The 19,299-nt window shown below is 61.6% G+C and carries 18 protein-coding genes; 6 read left to right on the top strand and 12 right to left on the bottom strand.

The features are described 5' to 3' along the window. The first annotated feature begins 40 nt into the window (after nt 1–40). Together HME9302_RS07920 and HME9302_RS07925 are read left to right on the top strand one after the other, a co-directional pair. Nucleotides 41–1,426: a glutamate--cysteine ligase gene (locus HME9302_RS07920; RefSeq protein ID WP_115366570.1), complete on the top strand. Its 1,386-nt coding sequence runs from the start codon at nt 41–43 to the stop codon at nt 1,424–1,426. A 26-nt stretch (nt 1,427–1,452) separates the two neighbouring features. Next, nucleotides 1,453–2,037 (top strand): hypothetical protein, encoded by a 585-nt coding sequence (locus HME9302_RS07925; RefSeq protein ID WP_147270788.1) that lies wholly within the window; start codon nt 1,453–1,455, stop codon nt 2,035–2,037. 37 nt (nt 2,038–2,074) lie between these two features. On the opposite strand, the gene HME9302_RS07930 is transcribed toward HME9302_RS07925, so the two are convergent. The 5 genes from HME9302_RS07930 to HME9302_RS07950 all read right to left on the bottom strand — a co-directional run bounded on the left by HME9302_RS07930 (nt 2,075) and on the right by HME9302_RS07950 (nt 7,969). Next, nucleotides 2,075–3,502 (bottom strand): methyltransferase family protein, encoded by a 1,428-nt coding sequence (locus HME9302_RS07930; protein ID WP_230079919.1) that lies wholly within the window; start codon nt 3,500–3,502, stop codon nt 2,075–2,077. A gap of 75 nt (nt 3,503–3,577) precedes the next feature. Then, complete coding sequence (locus HME9302_RS07935; protein WP_407641320.1) at nt 3,578–4,951, bottom strand: outer membrane protein assembly factor BamB family protein; 1,374 nt, start codon at nt 4,949–4,951, stop codon at nt 3,578–3,580. A gap of 3 nt (nt 4,952–4,954) precedes the next feature. Next, nucleotides 4,955–5,794, bottom strand: a complete 840-nt coding sequence (locus HME9302_RS07940; protein ID WP_230079920.1) for a tetratricopeptide repeat protein — start codon at nt 5,792–5,794, stop codon at nt 4,955–4,957. A gap of 193 nt (nt 5,795–5,987) precedes the next feature. After that, nucleotides 5,988–7,148 (bottom strand): glycosyltransferase family 4 protein, encoded by a 1,161-nt coding sequence (locus HME9302_RS07945; protein WP_230079921.1) that lies wholly within the window; start codon nt 7,146–7,148, stop codon nt 5,988–5,990. After that, nucleotides 7,145–7,969: an alpha/beta fold hydrolase gene (locus tag HME9302_RS07950; RefSeq protein ID WP_230079922.1), complete on the bottom strand. Its 825-nt coding sequence runs from the start codon at nt 7,967–7,969 to the stop codon at nt 7,145–7,147. Before HME9302_RS07950 ends, HME9302_RS07945 begins: the two co-directional genes overlap by 4 nt. Nucleotides 7,970–8,134: 165 nt before the next feature. On the opposite strand from HME9302_RS07950, the gene HME9302_RS07955 reads away from it, so the two are divergent. Beyond that, nucleotides 8,135–9,541: a protein adenylyltransferase SelO family protein gene (locus tag HME9302_RS07955; RefSeq protein WP_115366573.1), complete on the top strand. Its 1,407-nt coding sequence runs from the start codon at nt 8,135–8,137 to the stop codon at nt 9,539–9,541. Here the strand turns inward: HME9302_RS07955 and HME9302_RS07960 are convergent. From HME9302_RS07960 to HME9302_RS13140, 3 genes are read right to left on the bottom strand one after another with little or no spacing between them, the layout of a single operon-like run. Then, a complete protein-coding gene (locus tag HME9302_RS07960) occupies nt 9,538–10,149 on the bottom strand; it encodes a hypothetical protein (protein ID WP_230079923.1) in 612 nt (203 codons plus the stop codon). The two genes, HME9302_RS07955 and HME9302_RS07960, sit on opposite strands and share 4 nt — an antisense overlap. A gap of 18 nt (nt 10,150–10,167) precedes the next feature. Then, nucleotides 10,168–12,240, bottom strand: coding sequence for a YadA-like family protein (locus HME9302_RS07965; protein ID WP_115366574.1), 2,073 nt, complete (start codon nt 12,238–12,240; stop codon nt 10,168–10,170). Nucleotides 12,241–12,267: 27 nt separating this feature from the next. Continuing rightward, nucleotides 12,268–12,450 carry a hypothetical protein gene (locus HME9302_RS13140; protein ID WP_147270789.1) on the bottom strand — a complete coding sequence of 61 codons (183 nt, stop codon included), beginning with the start codon at nt 12,448–12,450 and terminating at the stop codon, nt 12,268–12,270. A gap of 162 nt (nt 12,451–12,612) precedes the next feature. Between HME9302_RS13140 and astD the strand changes: the two genes are divergently transcribed. After that, entirely contained in the window at nt 12,613–14,028 is a 1,416-nt protein-coding gene (gene astD, locus HME9302_RS07970) for a succinylglutamate-semialdehyde dehydrogenase (protein ID WP_268243476.1), read from the top strand. 46 nt (nt 14,029–14,074) lie between these two features. Here the strand turns inward: astD and HME9302_RS07975 are convergent, their stop codons facing one another. After that, nucleotides 14,075–14,770 carry a hypothetical protein gene (locus HME9302_RS07975; RefSeq protein ID WP_147270790.1) on the bottom strand — a complete coding sequence of 232 codons (696 nt, stop codon included), beginning with the start codon at nt 14,768–14,770 and terminating at the stop codon, nt 14,075–14,077. A 170-nt stretch (nt 14,771–14,940) separates the two neighbouring features. Then, a complete protein-coding gene (locus HME9302_RS07980; RefSeq protein ID WP_115366577.1) occupies nt 14,941–15,444 on the bottom strand; it encodes a glycine zipper 2TM domain-containing protein in 504 nt (167 codons plus the stop codon). Between the two features lie 217 nt (nt 15,445–15,661). Between HME9302_RS07980 and rarD the strand changes: the two genes are divergently transcribed. Continuing rightward, nucleotides 15,662–16,633, top strand: coding sequence for an EamA family transporter RarD (gene rarD, locus HME9302_RS07985; protein ID WP_115366578.1), 972 nt, complete (start codon nt 15,662–15,664; stop codon nt 16,631–16,633). Here rarD and pyrC read toward each other — a convergent pair. Then, nucleotides 16,630–17,673, bottom strand: coding sequence for a dihydroorotase (pyrC, locus tag HME9302_RS07990; RefSeq protein WP_115366579.1), 1,044 nt, complete (start codon nt 17,671–17,673; stop codon nt 16,630–16,632). The genes rarD and pyrC overlap by 4 nt on opposite strands. 157 nt (nt 17,674–17,830) lie before the next feature. Here pyrC and ygfZ point away from each other — a divergent pair, with 157 nt between their 5' ends. Continuing rightward, nucleotides 17,831–18,580 carry a CAF17-like 4Fe-4S cluster assembly/insertion protein YgfZ gene (ygfZ, locus tag HME9302_RS07995; RefSeq protein WP_115366580.1) on the top strand — a complete coding sequence of 250 codons (750 nt, stop codon included), beginning with the start codon at nt 17,831–17,833 and terminating at the stop codon, nt 18,578–18,580. Between the two features lie 3 nt (nt 18,581–18,583). Here the strand turns inward: ygfZ and HME9302_RS08000 are convergent, their stop codons facing one another. Further along, nucleotides 18,584–19,195 carry a TetR/AcrR family transcriptional regulator gene (locus HME9302_RS08000; RefSeq protein WP_115366581.1) on the bottom strand — a complete coding sequence of 204 codons (612 nt, stop codon included), beginning with the start codon at nt 19,193–19,195 and terminating at the stop codon, nt 18,584–18,586. Between the last annotated feature and the right edge of the window lie 104 nt (nt 19,196–19,299).

A 19,299-nucleotide genomic window follows, 5' to 3' on the forward strand; every position in this document is an offset into this window, starting at 1 on the left:
TGGCCTTCCCACGCCGCGCCCCCTTGCCTAACGCGCTGGCATGAGCACGCGCGAGGCATCAGGGAACGACGATCCCGTTATCGAAAGCCGCGACCAGCTGGTCGCCCCGATGCAACAGGGCGAAAAGCCCAAATCGGATTGGCGGATCGGCACCGAACACGAGAAGCTGGTGTTCGACGTGAAGGACTTCACCGCGCCCGCTTACGATCAGCCCGGCGGTATCCGCGATATACTGATGGCGATGCGGCGTTTCGGGTGGGAGCCGGTGGAGGAAAACGGCCCTGACGGAACCAGCAAGGTCATAGCGCTGAAGGGCCAAGATGGTGCGGTCAGCCTGGAACCGGCCGGACAGCTCGAACTGTCGGGCGCGCCGCTGGAAAATTTGCACGATACTTGCGCCGAAACCGGGCGACATCTGACCCAGGTCAAGGAAATCGGTGCTGAATTGGGCGTTGGTTTCCTCGGGCTCGGCATGTGGCCCGACAAGACACGCGAAGAGCTGCCGATCATGCCCAAGGGCCGCTACGAGATCATGATGCGGCATATGCCGCGCGTCGGTTCGCTCGGCCTCGACATGATGCTGCGGACCTGCACGATCCAGGTAAATCTCGACTATTCAAGCGAGGCGGACATGGCGAAGAAATTCCGCACCGGGCTTGCCTTGCAACCGCTCGCCACTGCATTGTTCGCCAATTCGCCATTCACCGAAGGCAAGCCCAATGGCTACCTGTCCTATCGCAGTCACATCTGGAGCGATACCGATCCCCAGCGCACCGGAATGCTGCCCTTCGTGTTCGACGAGGATTTCGGATATGAACGCTGGACCGATTACATGCTCGACGTGCCGATGTATTTCGTCTTCCGCGACGGGAAATACATAGACGCGGCGGGCCACAGTTTCCGCGACTTTCTGAAGGGCGAACTGGCCGTACTACCGGGCGAAAAGCCGCGGCAGGGCGACTGGTGGGACCATCTGTCCACCGCCTTCCCCGAAGTGCGATTGAAAAGCTTCCTCGAAATGCGCGGGGCCGACGGCGGGCCATGGAGCCGAATTTGCGCTTTGCCCGCATTCTGGGTTGGCATTCTATACGAAGACAGCGCGCTGGATGCGGCGTGGGATCTGGTCAAGCACTGGAGCGTGGAGGAACGCGAGGCGCTCCGCAATGCAGTGCCGAAACTGGGGCTGGACGCGCCGATCCCGGGCGAGCGAAAGCTGCACGATCTGGCTCGTGAAGTGCTGGCGATTGCGCGTGATGGCTTGACCAAACGGGCGCGGCTCAACACCAGTGGCGACAATGAAACCGGCTTCCTCGAAACACTGGATGAAATCGTTGCCAGCGGCAAGGTTCCGGCCCAACGTCTGCTCGACAAATATCACGGTGAATGGGATGGCGATGTCACCCGCGTTTACAAATATGCGTTTTGAACGCCAGTGACCCGATGGGAAAGTTCATGAACCAATCGCAGCGCGCCCTCGCTGCCCCGTTCTTTGCCATGTTGCTGATGGCGCACGGGCCAGCCAGCGACGATCCCATCGCAGGTATGTTCGGCGTTGCCAGCGGCATGCCAGCGCAAGCCATGGATATCGTCGAAGCAGGCGATGGGCAGTTGCTGGAAATTGCTCCGCCAACGCCCGATACGCGCTTCGGCACCTATGTCGCACTCGCCACGCCGCAGGCAGGTCTGTGCAAATTCACAGCGGTGGGAACGCCAATGAAGGATATGGCAGGGCAGGTCGTCCGGCAGAATTATGCAGACATTCAAGCCGAACTCACCGCGCTTTATGGAGCGGCACGGCTCGATGAACCCGATTTGCTCGATGCCGATGGCAGTCGGCCTGAAAAATGGGTCCGGGCGCTGTTGAATGATGACGGCAAGCTGGAGACGATCTGGTTGGCCGGTCCGCAAAACAATCTGCCGGATGGCGTGGATGCCATTCAGCTGACCCTGAATGCGGTCACTCAGAAACGCGCCTATATCGCGCTGTCCTACCAGATGACCAATTTCGACGCTTGCACTGCTGAACGAAGCAGCTGAACAGGCAAGCTGATTGAACAGCGCCCCGCCGCGCTGCTTATCCAGCCGGAGCTCCGTTGGCCGAGCCGAGGCGCGCGGAGATCAATCGCGTCAGCTTTCTCAACCGGCCTGTGATGATGCCGTGCTCCTCCATCCATGCGTGATAGTCTGCGTATTTCGTATCTTCGGCGAGCAGATGCGCTTCTTCTGTGCGGGCGCGCCAGTAATAGATGCCGCTGACCAGCCCCAGAAACACGGTGTTGCGCACCATGTCGGTCATGCTGCCAGAAGAAACGAGGAATGGCATGGTGCCGAACCACCAGAAGGCGTTCTTCGACAGATAGGCCGGGTGTCGGGTGAAGCGGTAGGGCCCATTGGTCAGCACGCCGCGATAGGTCAGATTGGAAAAGCGGATGCCGAACGCCAGCGTCGCCCAGGCGTAAATCGCGGTGAGGATCGCCAGCCAGGCGCACCATATCCACAGCAGCGTGGCGCTCCCGCCAAGCCAGTATCCCCAGCCCGGCGTGTTCACTTCATAGGCAATGACGCCCAGCCCGCCGGCCAGCGATCCCTCGCCGCCCATGAAAGCAAACACGAAAGGGGGATAGCACATCAGTGCCGCGACCCAGCCTGCCAGCAGGGGATTGCCGCTACGAATATGTGCGTCGAGCGGGCGCAGCGTCAGCAGATATCCGACCGTGCCGATCTGCACATCGATGACGAACATCAGGCCCAGCAGCATGGCGGCAAACACCACCGGCTCACCCAGAACCTGCATCGGATCGGCGTTTATCACCGCCTGGAAACCGCCTGGCAGGATGGACACCATGAACGCGCCGAAGAACGCCTTGATGATCCAGGCGCGCCAATGTTTTGTCACCATGTCCGGCGCAAACGCGTCGCGCCGCAGCAGCATGGCACCAAAATGCCATGACGCGTCCTTCGGCTGCACCATCACCCGGTCCAGCCAAAGAATGTAGGGCACAGACAGCAGCACCAGCGGTATCGCCAGCGCGCCGAACACTTCCATCGCGAAAAGATATTGGCCCTGCCAGTACCAGCGGGCCAGCATGAACATGCCGGCAAGGATAGCAAATGTGGCCCATAGACCGGCAATCTTGACCACCGAAACATCGATGACAGCGCTCAGCGGTTTGGGGTGGGCCCAGTCTATGCCGGTGCTGGGATTACGGTGCACCTTGTCGACAAGCACAGACCATAGCACCATCGGCAATGCGCTGGCGATGATGCCGAGCAAGGCGGCATAGGGTCCGTCGAGCCGTTGCTGCGGGCCGCCGAGGCCAAGGGTCGCGGTAATCTCTGGCCAGTTACGGCACACCATGATCCACGCGAACAGTCCGAGCAGCCCGGCAAAACCGACAGCTGCCGACACATCGCTTTTGGGAAGGACAGCGCCATTAGTCTTATCGACCCGCGCGCGGCCGCCCCGGGGGGTAAATTGATCGTGTGGTGCAGGCGCGGTCATACGGCGCATGCCTTAGGGACAAAGGGTTAATGGCCCGCAAAAACGCTCCGGTTCACAAGCTCGCCCTCTCCAACCTCAACGAAACGCGTGGATTACCCCGTCATCGTCGAGCACGTACAGCGTATTGTTTGCCGCAACCGGTGCCAGCGTCACCGCGCTCTTGATATCGGAATAAAGCGAGGCCGAACCTTCCGCCACGCTGACGCGGTAGATCGCGCCTTCGCTGCTTGCTACCCACAATTGCCCACCGGCGAGAACCGGTCCCGTCCAGAAAATCGGACCTTTCTTGTCCTTCTCGTCGCGCCAGCGGGGAAGCTGGGTAATCCAGCGCACCTTTCCCGTGGAGCGCGCAATCGCCAGCATCCGCGCATCGTCGGTAAGCGTGAAAATCCATTCGCCGGCGATGGCAGGCGTCGAAATACCCGCAAGGTTCAGTTCCCAGATACGCTGCCCGGTAACCAGCTCGTAGGCTGCCATTCGGCCACCCTGACCCAGCGCGTAAACGCGACCCTGATCGATGATGGGATCGGCGTCGATATCGGTCAGCGAGCCCACGGATGTTGCCATGGATGTCCGCGCCAGCGCATCGGTCCATAGCGAACGGCCGTTCTCGTAGCGATAGGCAGACAGTTCACCCGAGCTATACCCGGCAATTACCGTACCCTGCCCAGCGGCAGGCGCAGCGACACCGAACACGCCGGCTTGCGAAGGCGAGCCGTTTTCGCTCCATTGCGGCGTCCCGGTTGCGGCATCCAGCGCGTAAATCTGGTTGTCCTGCGTCATCACATACACGCTGTTGAAAGCGACTGTGGGCGAGCCGCGCAGCGGGCCTGCGGGCTTGCTGGTCCAGACCTCCGCGCCTGTATCGGCGTTCAAAGCAACCACTTCGCCCGTACCGCTGGTCACGAAGACCCGGCCATTGTCGTAGCTTGCGCCGCCGCCGAAAGCGGACGGGCGCAGATCGTCCGTCGTGCGAACGGCGCGGGTCCAGCTTTTCGCACCGGTCGCCGCATCGAATGCGTGCAGCATGCCATCGGTATCGACCGCGAACAGCTTGCCACCGCCAATAACCGGCGATGCGCCCAGACGGCGACGGTTGGTCGATCCGGCGATGGAATTGGACCAGGCCTTTACCGGCTGGGCGGCCAGAGCGACATGGCCAGGCGCCTTACCTGCCGTCCCCCCGGATTGCGCCCATTCGGCGTTGAGGCGCGCCGGGGGCAGCACCACGGCCACACCGGCCAGCGAGGGATCGACTGCAGCATCGGTCGAAACACGCGACAGGATCGGAACCCGGTTGCCGACTGTCGGCGTCTTGTTCTTATCGGCACTCCCGCCGAAAATGCCGCCGTTACAAGCGGCCAATCCGAAAACCAGCGCGGCGCCTAATCCTGCCTTGGCACCGCCCTTAAGGCCGGTGATAAATTTGCCTGCGGTCATGTTGGTCATATCCTAATTAGCCTGCCCTGCAGGTGCCGATGCCGATGCCGGTGCCGGTGCTGAAGGCCCGTCGGCCGACACGCCCTGTTCTTCCAGCAGCGCGTCCACATCCTCGATTGCGTCCACACCCAAAACGCCTGCCAATTGGCGAGCACGGCTGCGGAGCGTATCGGGCACGGTTTGGTCCTTGGCGATAGTTGCCAACAAAGCGCCCGCCTCATCCGGCTTGCCCATTTCCAGATAGGCCGTCGCGGTGAGCTCGCCTGCGCTGCCGAAATATGCGTTTCCAGGTTTCGTGATCGGGGCAAGCTGCGCAACCACATCGGCCGGTTTCATATTCTCGAACCGGGCGGCCACATCGCGCAGCAAGGCGAGATCGCGATAAGCCTGCGGGGCGTTGGCATCGGTTGCAACTGCCTGAAAGATCTGCGCGGCTTCCGCCGATTTGCCATTTTCCAGCGCGATACCGGCCTGGATCATGCGGGCCACGGTGCGCGATCCTTCGCCGCCCTCTTCGCCCAATTTGGCAAGCGATTGTTCAGCGGTATCGAGATTGCCAGCTTCGACCTGGTCGAGCGCGGCGACAATCTGTTCGGACTCCGCTTCCCTGGCGGCTTCCTGTTGTCCGCTCCACCAGATATATCCAGCAAACGCTGCCAGTCCGAGCACGAGGACCGCGATAACGATCTTGCCGTAATTCTTAGCGAAATCGCCATAGCGATCCTTGCGATAGGCATCGTCGACCTCGCGCAGAAGTGCCTCGTCCTGCGCCTTGGCCTGTTTGGCTTTGAAGTCTTCCTTCGGCCCAGCGGTCTTGCGTTGATCGGGAATGTTGGTCGGTGTCAGCGCCACTAGGGCCTCTTTTTCGTTATGGGTAACAGGCAATGGCGGTCTTTAGCCGATAGGGTGGCCAATTCAATCGTGACGGCGCCTCGGGCCTGTGAATTACCGTAATACATCGGCCGCAGCAGGTGTGGTCTGCGCGGTGAATGTCTGCTTAAGCACGTGACTGGTCGGGCCTGAGACACTGGGCGCGTGGTCCAGCTCAGGCAATTGGCCCCAGCCCCATCGCGCTGGAATACAGCCGGCGATAGGTGTCGACCATCTGTTTGCGCGTGTATTTTGCTTGCGCCTTGTTGCGATTAGCCACGCCGATACTATTTCGCAACGCCTCATCGTCAGCCAGCATCCGAAGCGCGCGGGACAGTTCCGCATCACTACCGGGCTGTACTATAGCAGAGGCGTTTTCGGGCGCGACCATATGCGGGATATCGCCCATGGCAGGCGCGGCAACCGGCAATCCGGTTGCCATCGCCTCCACCACGGAAATTGGAAACTGTTCGCTGTCGGATGATAGCGCGAAGATATCGAACAACCCGATATAGCGCGCCGGATCGGGCACGAAGCCCGGCATCAGCAGGCGGTGGCCGATATCCAGCCGGTCCGCCTCTTCGCGGATTGCTTCCATCTCAGGACCTTCGCCTACGATTACCAGCTGCCATTCTTCGGGCAGGCCTGCAAAGGCGCGAACCAGCCGGGGCAGGTTCTTGATCGGGCGCAATCCGGCCAGCGTGCCGACCCATTTTTCGCCCGGACGTTTGACGGTGCCGCGCAGGGCATCCTTCTTCGGCTTTTTGGTGAAAGCGCCGGTGTCGATACCATTCGGGATCAGCTTCACCCGGCCCATCGGCTGCTGCCAAGTTTCCAATGAGATCTGTTCCAGCGTTTCGGATGGCACCACCAGCCCGTTGCTGCGCCCGAGCGCGATGCGCCGGTACCAGTTCCGGCGGGTTTTCAGTCGGTTGCGCTCGTCTTCGTTGAAACCGTCTTCATGGTGAATGAGTGGCGGTAAAGATACGGCATCGCGGTATAGCGTGTGCGCCATTACCATGTCCACGGCCCCCCAATTGTAGGTCAGCACAAGGTCGTAACCAGCGGCAGCCTTCGCCAGTTTGAGCAGTCTTCCCGGCGTCGGCGTCCCCTTCAACGACGGGAATTGCTTGAGATAGGACACTTTCATGCCCGGCGCGACGCGGTGCCCTGCGGCAAAGTCGCCATCCTCCGCCACGATGACATGCTGCAACTTGGGTCCCATCGCGTTGATAAGATCCACGCTGCGCAATTCCTTGCCGCCCGCCGCGAAGGTCGAGTGGCAATGCAGAATGCGCGGCAAGCTGTTGGAACGCCCGGATTTTGTGTCGGTCACACCAGACGCTCCAGAAACTTTGCGATGGCCTGACGAGCGGCAGGCTCGTCCAACGTTGGCGCATGGCCCACGCGTGGAACCGTTACGATCTCCAGATCATCATGTGCGGACTGCATCCGGGCTGCGGTCTCGGCGGTCAGCAGGTTCGACAGCGCCCCGCGCAGCAGCAGGGTAGGTACGCCGGACAGTGCCTTGAACGCTGGCCACAGATCCTGCGCGCCGCCTGCATCGGGCTGGTTGAACGGTTCGGCGATGCCCATGTCGTAATCGAACGCGATGCGGCCGTTCTGACCCATGGCCAGGCCGCGCTTCGCCATCGCCAGCCAATCTTCGATGGTGAAATCAGGAAAAGCGTCCTTGCCGCTTTCCTTCAAGGCTCGCGCAGCGTGCATCCAGGTGGGGAAGCTACGGTTCTGGCCGACATAAGTGCGGATATGGTCGATGCCCGCAGGGTCGATGTCCGGTCCAATATCGTTCAGCACCGCGCCCGCCAGCTTCGCCCCCTTCAGGGCCAGTACCATTGTCATCAACCCGCCCATCGACGTGCCGATTGCAATGAAGCGATCGATGCCCAGCTGCTGCAACAGAGCTTCCACATCACGCACATAGGTCGGCAGGGTGTAATCAGCCGTATCCTTGGAATGATCGCTGCGCCCGCGCCCGCGCATATCGGGTATCAACACGCGGTGGCTATGCGGCAGCGCTTGCGCCAGAGCGGCAAAATCCCGCCCATTGCGCGTCAGCCCGTGCAGGCACAGGATCGGGGGGGCTGCGGCATCGCTGTCTGCGACCTCGCCCGCGGGATAGTCGCGGTAATGCAAAGCGAGACCATCGGGAGAGGTCCAGCTGCTATCTGTCCAGCCACGCTTGGCAGGGTCGGTTCTGGCGGTAGGGATGGTGGGTTATTCCTCATGCAAAGTCGGACGGCAGCATTCTTCGGCAGTATCGGGCTTGCCTGCAAGCCGCGCCCGCCCCACTATCGCCCGATGCCACGCGAACCGCAAGCGTCACCCTATCGTCCCGATCCCGTTATCCGCTCGCTGGCCCTATGGCTTGGCGACGAGGTGGCGGCGGCCGATTTCCCAAAAACCACGCTACGCTTCCGCAACGACCGCTGGGCGGCGGCTGTAGGCCTGAATGACCTGGACGATACGCGATGGACGCAGCACTTCGGGCGGTTCGTACCACTGCCGGATAACCTCTCGCAGCCGCTGGCGCTACGCTATCATGGCCACCAGTTCCGCGTGTACAATCCGGAGATCGGCGACGGGCGCGGATTTCTGTTCGCACAATTGCGCGATGGTGCGGGCCGCCTTCTCGATCTTGGGACGAAGGGTAGCGGGCAGACCCCGTGGAGCCGTGCCGGCGACGGACGGCTGACGCTGAAAGGTGCGGTGCGCGAAATCCTCGCCACCGAAATGCTGGAAGCGCTGGGCGCAAACACGTCCAAGACCTTTTCCGTTATCGAGACCGGCGAGCAGTTGCAGCGAGGCGACGAACCTTCGCCCACCCGTTCCGCCGTGATGGTCCGCCTCAACCATGGTCATATCCGCATCGGTACGTTCCAGCGCCTCGCCGCGCTGGAAGAGCGTGATCATATGACGCAGCTGGTCGACTATTGTCTGGCAAACTTCCCCGGCCCGATGCCTCCTGAAGACGCGCCAGGACGGACTGAACCGGCAGTACAGCTGATGCATCACGTGGTGGAGCGGATGGCCGACATGGCAGCCAGTTACATGGTCGCAGGCTTCGTCCATGGTGTGCTGAATACCGACAATATGAACGTTACGGGGGAGAGTTTCGACTACGGCCCGTGGCGCTTCCTGCCACGCTGGGACACGGCGCACACGGCCGCCTATTTCGACCATCAGGGTCTTTACGCGTTTGGCCGCCAGCCGGAAACGATGCACTGGAATTGCGGGCAGATGGCCATCGCCTTGCGCACGCTGGCCGATGCGCCACCGCTGATTGCCGCAATGGAGCGGTTCGGGCCGCTATACGAGGCAGCAATGGAGCGTCGGTGGCTATGGCGGCTGGGTGTGGAACCCAAGGGCCGGGAGAAGGATCGCACTGTCATCGGTGTGATGGAACGCCTGATGATAGAAGAAGGCTGCACACCCGACACGCTGTTCCACCGCCACCGTGGGGGCCGTGATGCGGACAGCGCGCTGGCCGAGGCATTGGAAGGATACACTGCCACCGACGCGTCGCACGAATATTGGAGCGATCCGGCGCCCGTTACCATGACGATCGACGAGATGGAGGCGTTATGGGCTCCTATCGCGGAACAGGACAACTGGCAGGTGTTGGAGACCGCCATCGCCACAATCCGGCGCATGGGCGCCGCCCACGGTGAAGCACCCGTCGCTGCAGGGCATAGCGTAACCGATTAACGGTTGGTCGGTACGCCCGCCGGCATCGCTTCCACCATGGTCAGCGGCTGCACGTCGATGCCGTACAGTTTCCAGCGGCCCTGTTCCCACTGGTAGAATATCTGGAACTGGATCGAGGTCGGCCGGATCTGGAACAGGCCCTTCACTTCGAACACATCGGCCTGCACCAACCGCGGTGCCTCGATGTAGGTTGGCGGTACCAGCAGCGTGTTCGACAAGTCGATGCGCGATTGGCGGATGGAGGCAAACACCTCCCCCAGACGCGCGGCGTTGTTGTTGATCTGGAACCCCTGCGCCGACATATCGCGCAAGACCGAGTAATTGCCTGAGATATTGGCATGGTCAACTGCGGCCATGGTCGACCAGACAAGCTTGGAAAGCTCCAGCGCGCCCGGCACCGGGCGGATCGAGGGCGGCGGCTGCACGCTCGGCACGGGAACAGGCTGAGCCTGAATTTGCGGCGCGGTCTGTTGCGCATGGCCCGAAACCGGCAGCATTGCAGCAACCATTGCGAGTGAAAGGCCGATGCTGATACGCCGTGCGCCGGAAACGAAAAATGCCGGGGCGCATGGCCCCGGCATTTCTTTTTCGTGTGAGGTCAAGTTCATGACCCCGGTCTTAGCGGCTTACCAGGCAACCTGGAACCCGCCGCGTGCACCCACTTCACCGCTGTCGAACCCGACACCGACACCGGCAGAAACCGAAGCGTTCTCGCTTACTCGCGCCGAAACGGCCACAGTACCCGCACCCTGGTCTTCAAAGTAGCCGACACCGCCGGACAGGCCGAAAGTCGTGCCTGCGGGAAGCATCGGGCTTTCCATCGCGAGTGCCATCGCAACACCTTCGTTTGCCTTGTCGATCCCGCGGCGGTTGGCCGAGGTTTCGCCGAACAGCGTATTGATGTTGGCAGTCTGCTGGCTGGTCAACGCCTGCAGCGATGCGATGTTGCCGGTGTTTGTCGCAACGTTTGCATTCGTCGTCGCCAGCTGCGCATTGGTCGCCATGGAGGTCAGGTTTACACCCTGGCCAAGCGTACCGGTACTGTCGACTGTCGCGAAGAACAGATTGCCGTTCTGCGCTGCCGTGCTGGCTGCCAGATTACCGATCGTGACGGAGCTTCCCGCCCCGCCGAGTACAACCTGCCCGTCACGGGTTGCTGTTGCCTGGTAACCAACAGCCGTCGATCCGTCGAAGCCTGCATTTGCGGACTGGCCGAGCGCGGTGGACTGGAAGCCCGCCGCGTTTGCCTGACGACCCAAGGCCGTGGACTGGCCGCCAGTAGCAGAAGCCTGCCAACCGAATGCCTGTGCACCCCGGCCGCTGGAAACCGCTTCGCCGCCAATGGCAGTGGAGTGGAAGCCGGTTGCCTGCGCGGCATCGCCGACTGCAACCGCGTCTTCGTCGCTGGCTACTGCGAGGTTGCCGACTGCGGTCGAGGTCAGTGCGGATGCGACCGCGCCTTCACCGACTGCGGTCGAACGCTCACCCGTGGCTTGCGCGATGTGGCCCAATGCAGTTGCCCGCACACCGGTTGCCGTTGCCCGCCAGCCGAATGCAGTTGCGGCCGTGTTGGTGGCTTGCGCCTGACCGCCGACCGCAGTCGAGGACGTGCCGCTGGCGGTGGTCGCAAGGCCGCCGGTCGCCGCATCGCGGTTGCCGCCGATCGCCACTGCATCGAGGCCGGTGGCACGTGCGCCGTTACCGACTGCAATGGCATTGTCAGACGTGGCGTCTGCGTCTTCACCGACAGCCAGCGAGAACTCGCCGGTTGCATCTGCAAGGTGGCCGAATGCCTGTGCCCGTGTGCCGGTCGCGTTGGCGCGCCAGCCGACAGCCGTCGTCCCAGCGCCTTGAGCAACCGACTCGCCGCCCAGAGCGGTGGTCGAATTGCCGGTAGCGCGCGACGTGTCGCCCAGAGCGAGTGCATCGATACCGTTGGCAATCGCTTCATTGCCGATCGCGGTAGCGTTGTCCGACTGTGCGTCGGCATTTTCCCCGATGGCGACAGAGCGCGTGCCCTGTGCCGTCGCGAGATGGCCCAATGCGGTCGAACGTTCGCCCGATGCGCTTGCGCGCCAGCCGAATGCCTGACCGGCCAGACCCGTCGCCGAGCTTTCCGAACCTACGGCCGTGCTGTTCACGCCCGACGCATTTGCTGCCTGACCGACCGCAACCGCGTCCGTGTTGGTGGCCTGCGCCTGAAACCCGACCGCTGTTGCTGTTAGGCCGGTTGCATCGGTTTGCGAACCGATGCCGGTGGCGCCGAAGCCGGTTGCCACGGCATCTTGCCCGAACGCAGAACTATTTACGCCCTGCGCACGCGCTGCGGCACCGACTGCGGTCGAGTTCTGGTTGGATGCAGTGGACGACGCACCAACGGCCGTAGCATTCGAGTTGCTGGCATTGGAGTTTGCACCATTGGCCGTAGCGTTGAAGCCCGCCGCGTTGCTGTCCTCGCCCGTAGCCGTCGTGTTCGCGCCAGTAGCCGTCGCGTTTTCACCGCAAGCCAGAGCATTATCGCCGGTGGCATCTGCGCCGCCATCGGTATCGACGCCGTCGGTTGCCGTTCCGTCGTCATTGGTATCGAGTAGGCATTCTTCGGCAGCCACGGTCGTTGGCGTGGCAATAACAAGCGCGATGGCGGATACTGACGCTGCAAGCGTCAATCCTGCAGCAATATTGGAGGACAGTTTACTCATAAATATATATACCTTATTGTTTGGATATCAGAAGACGCCGACATCCGGTTTTTCCAACGACATTGCCCAAAAACGAGGTTTGGGAAGGTGCCATTGGCGAGCTGCTGTTTCACGAGTGATGCCGCCCATTGTTACGGCGAAACGGGCAAATCCCGCCGCGCCAGTCTGATTTGGAAAAACCCCTGTTTTCCCAACACCGGATTGGAACACGAATTGCTTCCGTTACCGGTGTCCAATGCGTATGTGAGGGGCCGAACAAAGCGTTGCGTTCGCATCGGCACTCCCTCAGAGTGCTTTGGTAATAATTTGTTAAGCTTAATGCGGCTGGCAGCGCAAGATTATTCGCTAGATAAGAACCTGAAAGGCTTAGGATTGACCGACACCGAACTGGTATCCTTCGAGCCTGCAACCGGCGCGGAATTATGGCGTGGTATGCCGGGCGATGTCGATGCCGCGGTAGAGGCCGCGCGGCGTGCCTGGCCCGAATGGGCAGCGCAGCCGCTGGCAAAGCGCATCGAACTGTGCCGCCGCTTCGCCAACGAGGTACGCAAGCAGAACGACGTGTTTGCCGAACTGATCGCGCGTGAAACCGGCAAGCCCTTGTGGGAAGCACGGACCGAAGTCGAGGCGGTCATCAACAAGGTGGATATCTCGGTCACCGCCTATGCCGAACGTACCGGCCAGAAGAAGCTGGACAGCGCGCTTGCCGGTACTGCGGCACTGCGCCACAAACCGCATGGTGTGATGGCCGTGCTCGGCCCGTACAACTTTCCCGCGCACCTGCCCAACGGCCACATCGTCCCCGCCCTGATTGCTGGCAATGCGGTAATCCTCAAGCCTTCGGAAAAGACCCCGGCGGTGGGCGAGTTCCTGATGGGTTGTTTCAAACGGGCAGGCGTGCCAGCGGCCATCGTGCAATGCCTGATCGGCGGTCCGCAAGAGGGCAAGGATCTGGTCGCACATCCGGGTATCGATGGTGTGCTGTTCACCGGCAGCGCACAGGCTGGCATTGCTATCAATAAGAGGCTGGCGACCAACCCGGGCAAGATCGTCGCGCTGGAGATGGGCGGTAACAATCCGATCGTGGTGACCGACACACCCAAGATCGAGGATGCCGCCGTGTTGATCGTGCAAAGCGCCTTTACCACTGCGGGCCAACGCTGCACTGCCGGGCGGCGCCTGATCGTGGTCGATTCCATGTATGATGCGCTGATTGCGGAAGTAAAAAAGCTGGCCGGGCGCATTATCTTCGGCGAGCCGTTTTCCGATCCTGCCCCGTTCATGGGGCCGGTGATCGACAACGCCGCCGCCGACCAGCTGACCGAAAGCTTCCTCTATCTGCTTTCCAACGGTGGACGCGCGATCAAGCACATGACGCGGCCGCAGGATTCGCTGCCATTCCTCAGCCCTGCGATTATCGACACCACAGATATGACCGACCGGCCCGATGTCGAACTGTTCGGGCCGTTACTGCAAGTCATCCGCGTGGCCGACCTCGACGCCGCTATTGCCGAGGCGAACAACACCCGCTTCGGCCTCGCCGCTTCCCTGATCGGAGGGTCGCCGCAGGATTACAATCGGTTCTGGGCCAACATCCGGGCGGGCATCGTCAACTGGAACCGACCCACCAACGGCGCATCGTCCAAGGCACCATTTGGCGGGCTTGGCCTGTCGGGCAACCACCGCGCAGCCGCCTACTACGCCGCCGATTATTGCGCCTATCCCGTTGCCAGCACAGAGGTGGAGCAGCCGCGCGCCAGTGTCGGGGTAGGCTTCTCCGACGGATAATCTCGCCAGCTGTCAGTAGCTTTTTGTCGCAATCATCGACCGCGCATCACCTGTCGATGACAAGGTAATCCAATTGACTGGTTCCATCGCTCGCGTCCGTAGCGGCGACGATTAACGTTCGGCCCTCTTTGGTCGCAACGATGCGATACTCTCCGTCCGTATTGCCGAACTTCCGCGCATATCCTGCATTCCCCAGCAGCATCGAATAGAAAGCCAACACATCCTCGCGAGGAACCGGTGCGACCGCCCGTACGATGCGTGCCTTGCAGCGTTCTCCGTTCCCGCCAGCCGCTTCTATCACCGCCGCCATCGGATAAATCGGCAGGGTATCCGGCAATTCCACGCTCCATTGATGCGCATAGGATAGCGGCGCATCGCAACTTCCGTCCCCCATTACCGAAGCCAGCCTCTGTCCGGCGACCGGCATCGCACCCAGCGGCCGCATGTTGATTTTTACGAAACGATCGTCAGGAAGCTCCAGCGTGGCAGACGACTTGGCAAGCTCGCTCGCCTTGCGCCGCGCGCGGGCTTGCGCATCGGCGGCGAAGGTTATGGCGGGCAGCGCCTGACTCGCGCCGCCGGTCAGCGCGGCATTACCCTCGTTCTGGTTCACAAGGTCGGGGTCGACCATCAGCTGGTCGTTCAGTGCCGCCTGCGTTGCCGGATCGGGGTCAGGAGGCGGCGAGGCGGTTTCAGGCTCAGCATTACAGGCCGCCATCATCAGGGCTGCAGCGGCTGGCAAAATGAAAATCCGTACTTGCATCCGTGCGACCATACGCCGCGCCGGCAAAAAAGTAGAGACACCCCGCCACCCTTTTTCGCAAAGGATGACGAGATGCCTCTCACGGCTCGGTGGTGTGCCGCGCTTCCGGTCCGGGTGGGCGAACCGAAAAGTTTGTCAGCGTTGCCCGCTTAGCGGCAGCGCGAATTGCTCTTGTCGATGGCACGGCCAAGGATGGCTCCGCCTGCTGCGCCCAGAATGGTGCCCAGCGTCCGGTCTCCACGACCTGCCAGTTCCCGGCCGGCCAGTGCGCCAACAGCGCCGCCGATCAGAAGGCCGGTCGTGCCGTTATCCTTCTTGCAGTAATACCGTCCGTCGCGGCCCTGCCAGATGCGGGTATTGTTGCGGATAGGATCGCCATAATAACGGTTGTCCTGATAGCGGTCGCCGCGATAGCTCCGGCGGTCGTCGTAATACCGATCTTTGTGACCGCGCCCCTTCTTGTGCCAGCGGCGGTGATGGTCATTCGTCACGTCCATGAACACGGCGCTCTGATAAGCTGGCGCGGTCTGCGTCATCGGCGCGGTAACCGCCGGCGCAGATGCCGGAGCGACTGCAGCAACAGCTGGCATTGCAAATGCAAGACCCGGCGCTGCGATAGCGATGGCGGCGAATTTCAATGTGTTCTTCTGCATGACAAATCCTTCCTCAACGGTTGTGACCGACCCGGAAACCCGGTGGCCCGGCGTGTCGCCCCTTCGACGTGTTCATGGATAGGCCCGTTTTTATGAACGCCACTAAAACGGTTCATACAGAATGGGACTTTTCTGAATTTTGTAGTCCAGTAGTGGTTTTTTATCGACGAAACGCTTCGCTTGCCGCCTTGCGTGGTTAAGCCTAGGCGCGGATGCGATGTCCGGCCCTCAAACTTCTGTCTCCACAACCTCTCGCAGCGCTACCAGCGATGCCAGCGATCCATCAGCCACGAAGAGCGGATTGTTCGCGGCGCTTGGGGCTTATGTTATTTGGGGTTTCCTGCCGCTCTATCTGATTCTCGTGAAGATCGTGCCGCCGACCGAGTTCGTGGCATGGCGTATTATCTGGACGCTACCGCTCTGCTTGCTGATCGTAATGCTACGCGGCCAGCGGCACGCCCTGATGACTGCTGTGCGAAGCGGGGCGGTGATGCTTACCCTGCTCCTGACCGCTGTGCTGATCGCGATCAACTGGCTCGTCTATATCTGGGCGATCCAGAATGGAGAGGTCTACGCCGCCAGTCTGGGCTATTATATAAACCCACTGCTCAATGTGGTGCTTGGCACCGTGTTCCTCGGCGAAAAACTGACCCGGCGGCAGTGGGCGGCGGTTGCCTTGGCCGCGTGCGGCGTGGCGTTGTTGTTGGGCGGCGCGCTCACCACACTGTGGATCAGCCTGACATTGGCAGCCAGCTTCGGAACTTATGGCCTGTTGCGCAAGCGGGTCGACGTCGGCGCGGTGCCCGGCCTGACCATCGAATCGGCAATCCTGATCCTCCCTGCCATGGCCGCGGTAGTGTATTTCGCTGGCCTTCCTGCAGGATCGTCATTCGGCAATGATTTGTCCTTGTCGCTGCTTATCATGCTCGGCGGCGTGTTGACTGCCGTCCCGCTGCTATTGTTCGCGATTGCGGCGCGTCGAATGGCCTATTCCACTCTGGGCTTCATCCAGTTCCTTGCCCCAACCATCGTCTTCATCCTCGGCCTGACGGTATTCGGTCAGGAGCTGAAAACAGTGCAGCTCGCCTGTTTCATTTTGATCTGGAGCGCAGCGGCGATCTTCGTGTGGGATATCTGGGCCCGGCAACAGCGTCCTCCGCTGGTGCCAAGCGAACCTGCCAAAGGCTAATCTGCCGCCGCGTCCAGCGTCCAGCCCAGTGTTTTCCCGGCATGGAACGGCACCAGTTCCGCATCGCCAGCCCGCACCATATCGGGTACCGCGCAATCCACCTGCCGCAATGTGATGCGCGCTTCGTTCACAGGCAGGCCGTAAAATGCGGGGCCGTGGAGCGAGGCAAAGCCTTCCAGCCGATCCAGCGCGTTTTCCTGCGCAAATACTTCGGCATAGGATTCCAGCGCATAGGGCGCGTTGAATATGCCGGCGCAGCCGCAGGCGCTTTCCTTGGCTGCACGCTCATGCGGCGCGCTGTCGGTGCCGAGGAAGAATTTGGGTGAGCCCGACACCGCAGCAGCGCGCAGAGCGAGGCGATGCAACTCACGCTTCGCCACCGGCAGGCAGTACGCGTGCGGTTGGATACCGCCCACCAGCATCGCGTTACGATTGATATGCAAATGGTGCGGCGTAATCGTGGCTGCGACATTGGCACTCGTGCCTTTCACGAATTCGACCGCCTGGCTGGTGGTGATATGTTCGAACACCACTTTCAGGTCGGGCAGGTCGCGCACCAGGGGCGCCAGAATGCGGTCTATAAATTCCGCCTCGCGGTCGAACACATCCACATCCGCGTCGGTCACTTCGCCATGCACGCACAAAACCATGCCGATCTGCGCCATCCGCTCCAGCACGCCGCGAATATTGGCAATGTCGGTTACGCCATGCGCCGAATTTGTCGTCGCACCGGCCGGGTACAGCTTTGCCGCAGTGAATACGCCGTCCGCGAAACCGGCCGCAAGATCGTCCGCATCGGTCTGGTCTGTAAGGTAGCACGTCATCAGCGGCGTGAAGTCCGCACTCTCTGGCAAGGCGTCCATAATTCGCGTCCGATACTCCAGCGCCGCATTCGCGGTTGTCACCGGCGGCGAGAGGTTGGGCATTACGATTGCGCGGGCAAATTGGCGTGCGGTATACGGAAGCACGCCGCGCAGCATCTCGCCATCGCGCAGGTGCAAGTGCCAGTCGTCGGGGCGGCGGATCGTGAGGGCGGTCATTACGGGGTTCCGGTGGTAATTTCATGGATGATGGTGGGCAGCACTTTGCGGGTTACACGGGATGCACTTCCCATTGCGAGGTATTTTCGCCGCTTGCGCCCGCCCACTTCGGAGCAATTGCTTGATAGCACCTGTCCCCTGCCCCATCTCCTTAACCATGCAAGCATCCCTTCTGTCCGACCGCGCCGTTATCCGGCTATCCCCACAAGATGCTGAGGAGGACGTGGCGACGTTTTTGCAGGGTTTGGTGACGAACGATGTCGGGACCGCGGATTCAGCTGGCGGTCCTGTCTACGCCGCGTTGCTGAGCGCGCAGGGCAAGGCGATGTTCGATTTTATCGTCTGGCCGGATGGCAAGAATTTGCTGATCGATTGCGAGGCAGAGCTGGCGGACGAGCTGGTCAAGCGCCTGTCGCTATATCGGTTGCGCCGTCCGATTACGATCGCCCGCGATCCCACCTTGGCAGTTCACTGGTCGATCGAGCGCCGGGAAGGTGCCGCGCCCGACCCGCGGCTCTCCGAACTTGGCTATCGCTGGCTCGCACCAGCGCAGGACAACACCGTTTCCGCCGATGCCGAATGGCGCGCGCACCGCCTAGCAACAGGTGTTCCGGAAGGGCGCGGCGAGCTGGGTGATATCCTGTGGCTGGAAACAAACGCCGCAGAATTGAACGGCGTCAGTTTTACAAAGGGCTGCTACATCGGCCAGGAGAACACCGCGCGCATGAACTGGCGGCAAAAGGTCAACCGGCGGCTGGTGGTGGTCCCGCTCGACCGGTCGGAGCCAAAACGACAGCGGGCGCAATATCCGCAGCTCGGTCTGGCAGTCGATCATTTGCGGGTGACAGATATTCCCGCCGACCTGCAACCGGGCTGGATGGGCCAGCCGGAGATTCCGCAGGACTGATTGTCAGGCTGTCGGAACGGCCTGGGCGACATCCTGCACGATGGAATCCGACACAAACCGTTCGGCCATGTCGCGCGCGGTCGAATCTGGCAGGCGGAGCGATTTCGTCAGCGCATCCCCGATCAACGAATTTCCGAGCGACATTAGTACGACCGCCAGCGTGGCACGGTGCGCTTCCACGTCGACACCATGATCACCCTCCTCGGGATGCAATTCATCCACCATCTGGTGAATGGTTTCCACAAAAGGCTCGATGGCGTCCTCATGCCCGGTGGCCAGCATCCATGCGACCAGCGCGCCGCCGCCTTCCTTGTCCAGCGCGTCGAACGCCAGATCCACGATCTCGCGCGGCTGGGCAATGCCAGCCTGCGCACCACGCACGGTTTCGGCAATCGATTCGCACACGGTTGCGGCGAGATGTTCGGCCAGCGCCTTTTGCAGACCGGCGGCAGACCCGAAATGGTGCAGCAAATTGGCGTGGGTGCGCCCGATACGCGCCGACACAGCCTTGAGAGTTACTGCTTGTGGACCCGCCTCGATCAATAGCGCACGCGCCGCTTCCAGCGCGGCAAGGCGTGATGCCTCCGGGGTCAGACGTCTGCGGATAGTGGCCATGGCGCAGGATTAGGCCGGGTGGAGCGGATCGGCAAGCGATGCCTTATTGACACCAATGTCAGTAGGGCTTACTGACATTGGTGTAAGTTACAGTTGGAGCCGCC

This window comes from Alteripontixanthobacter maritimus (assembly GCF_003340475.1).
Lineage (GTDB): Bacteria > Pseudomonadota > Alphaproteobacteria > Sphingomonadales > Sphingomonadaceae > Alteripontixanthobacter > Alteripontixanthobacter maritimus.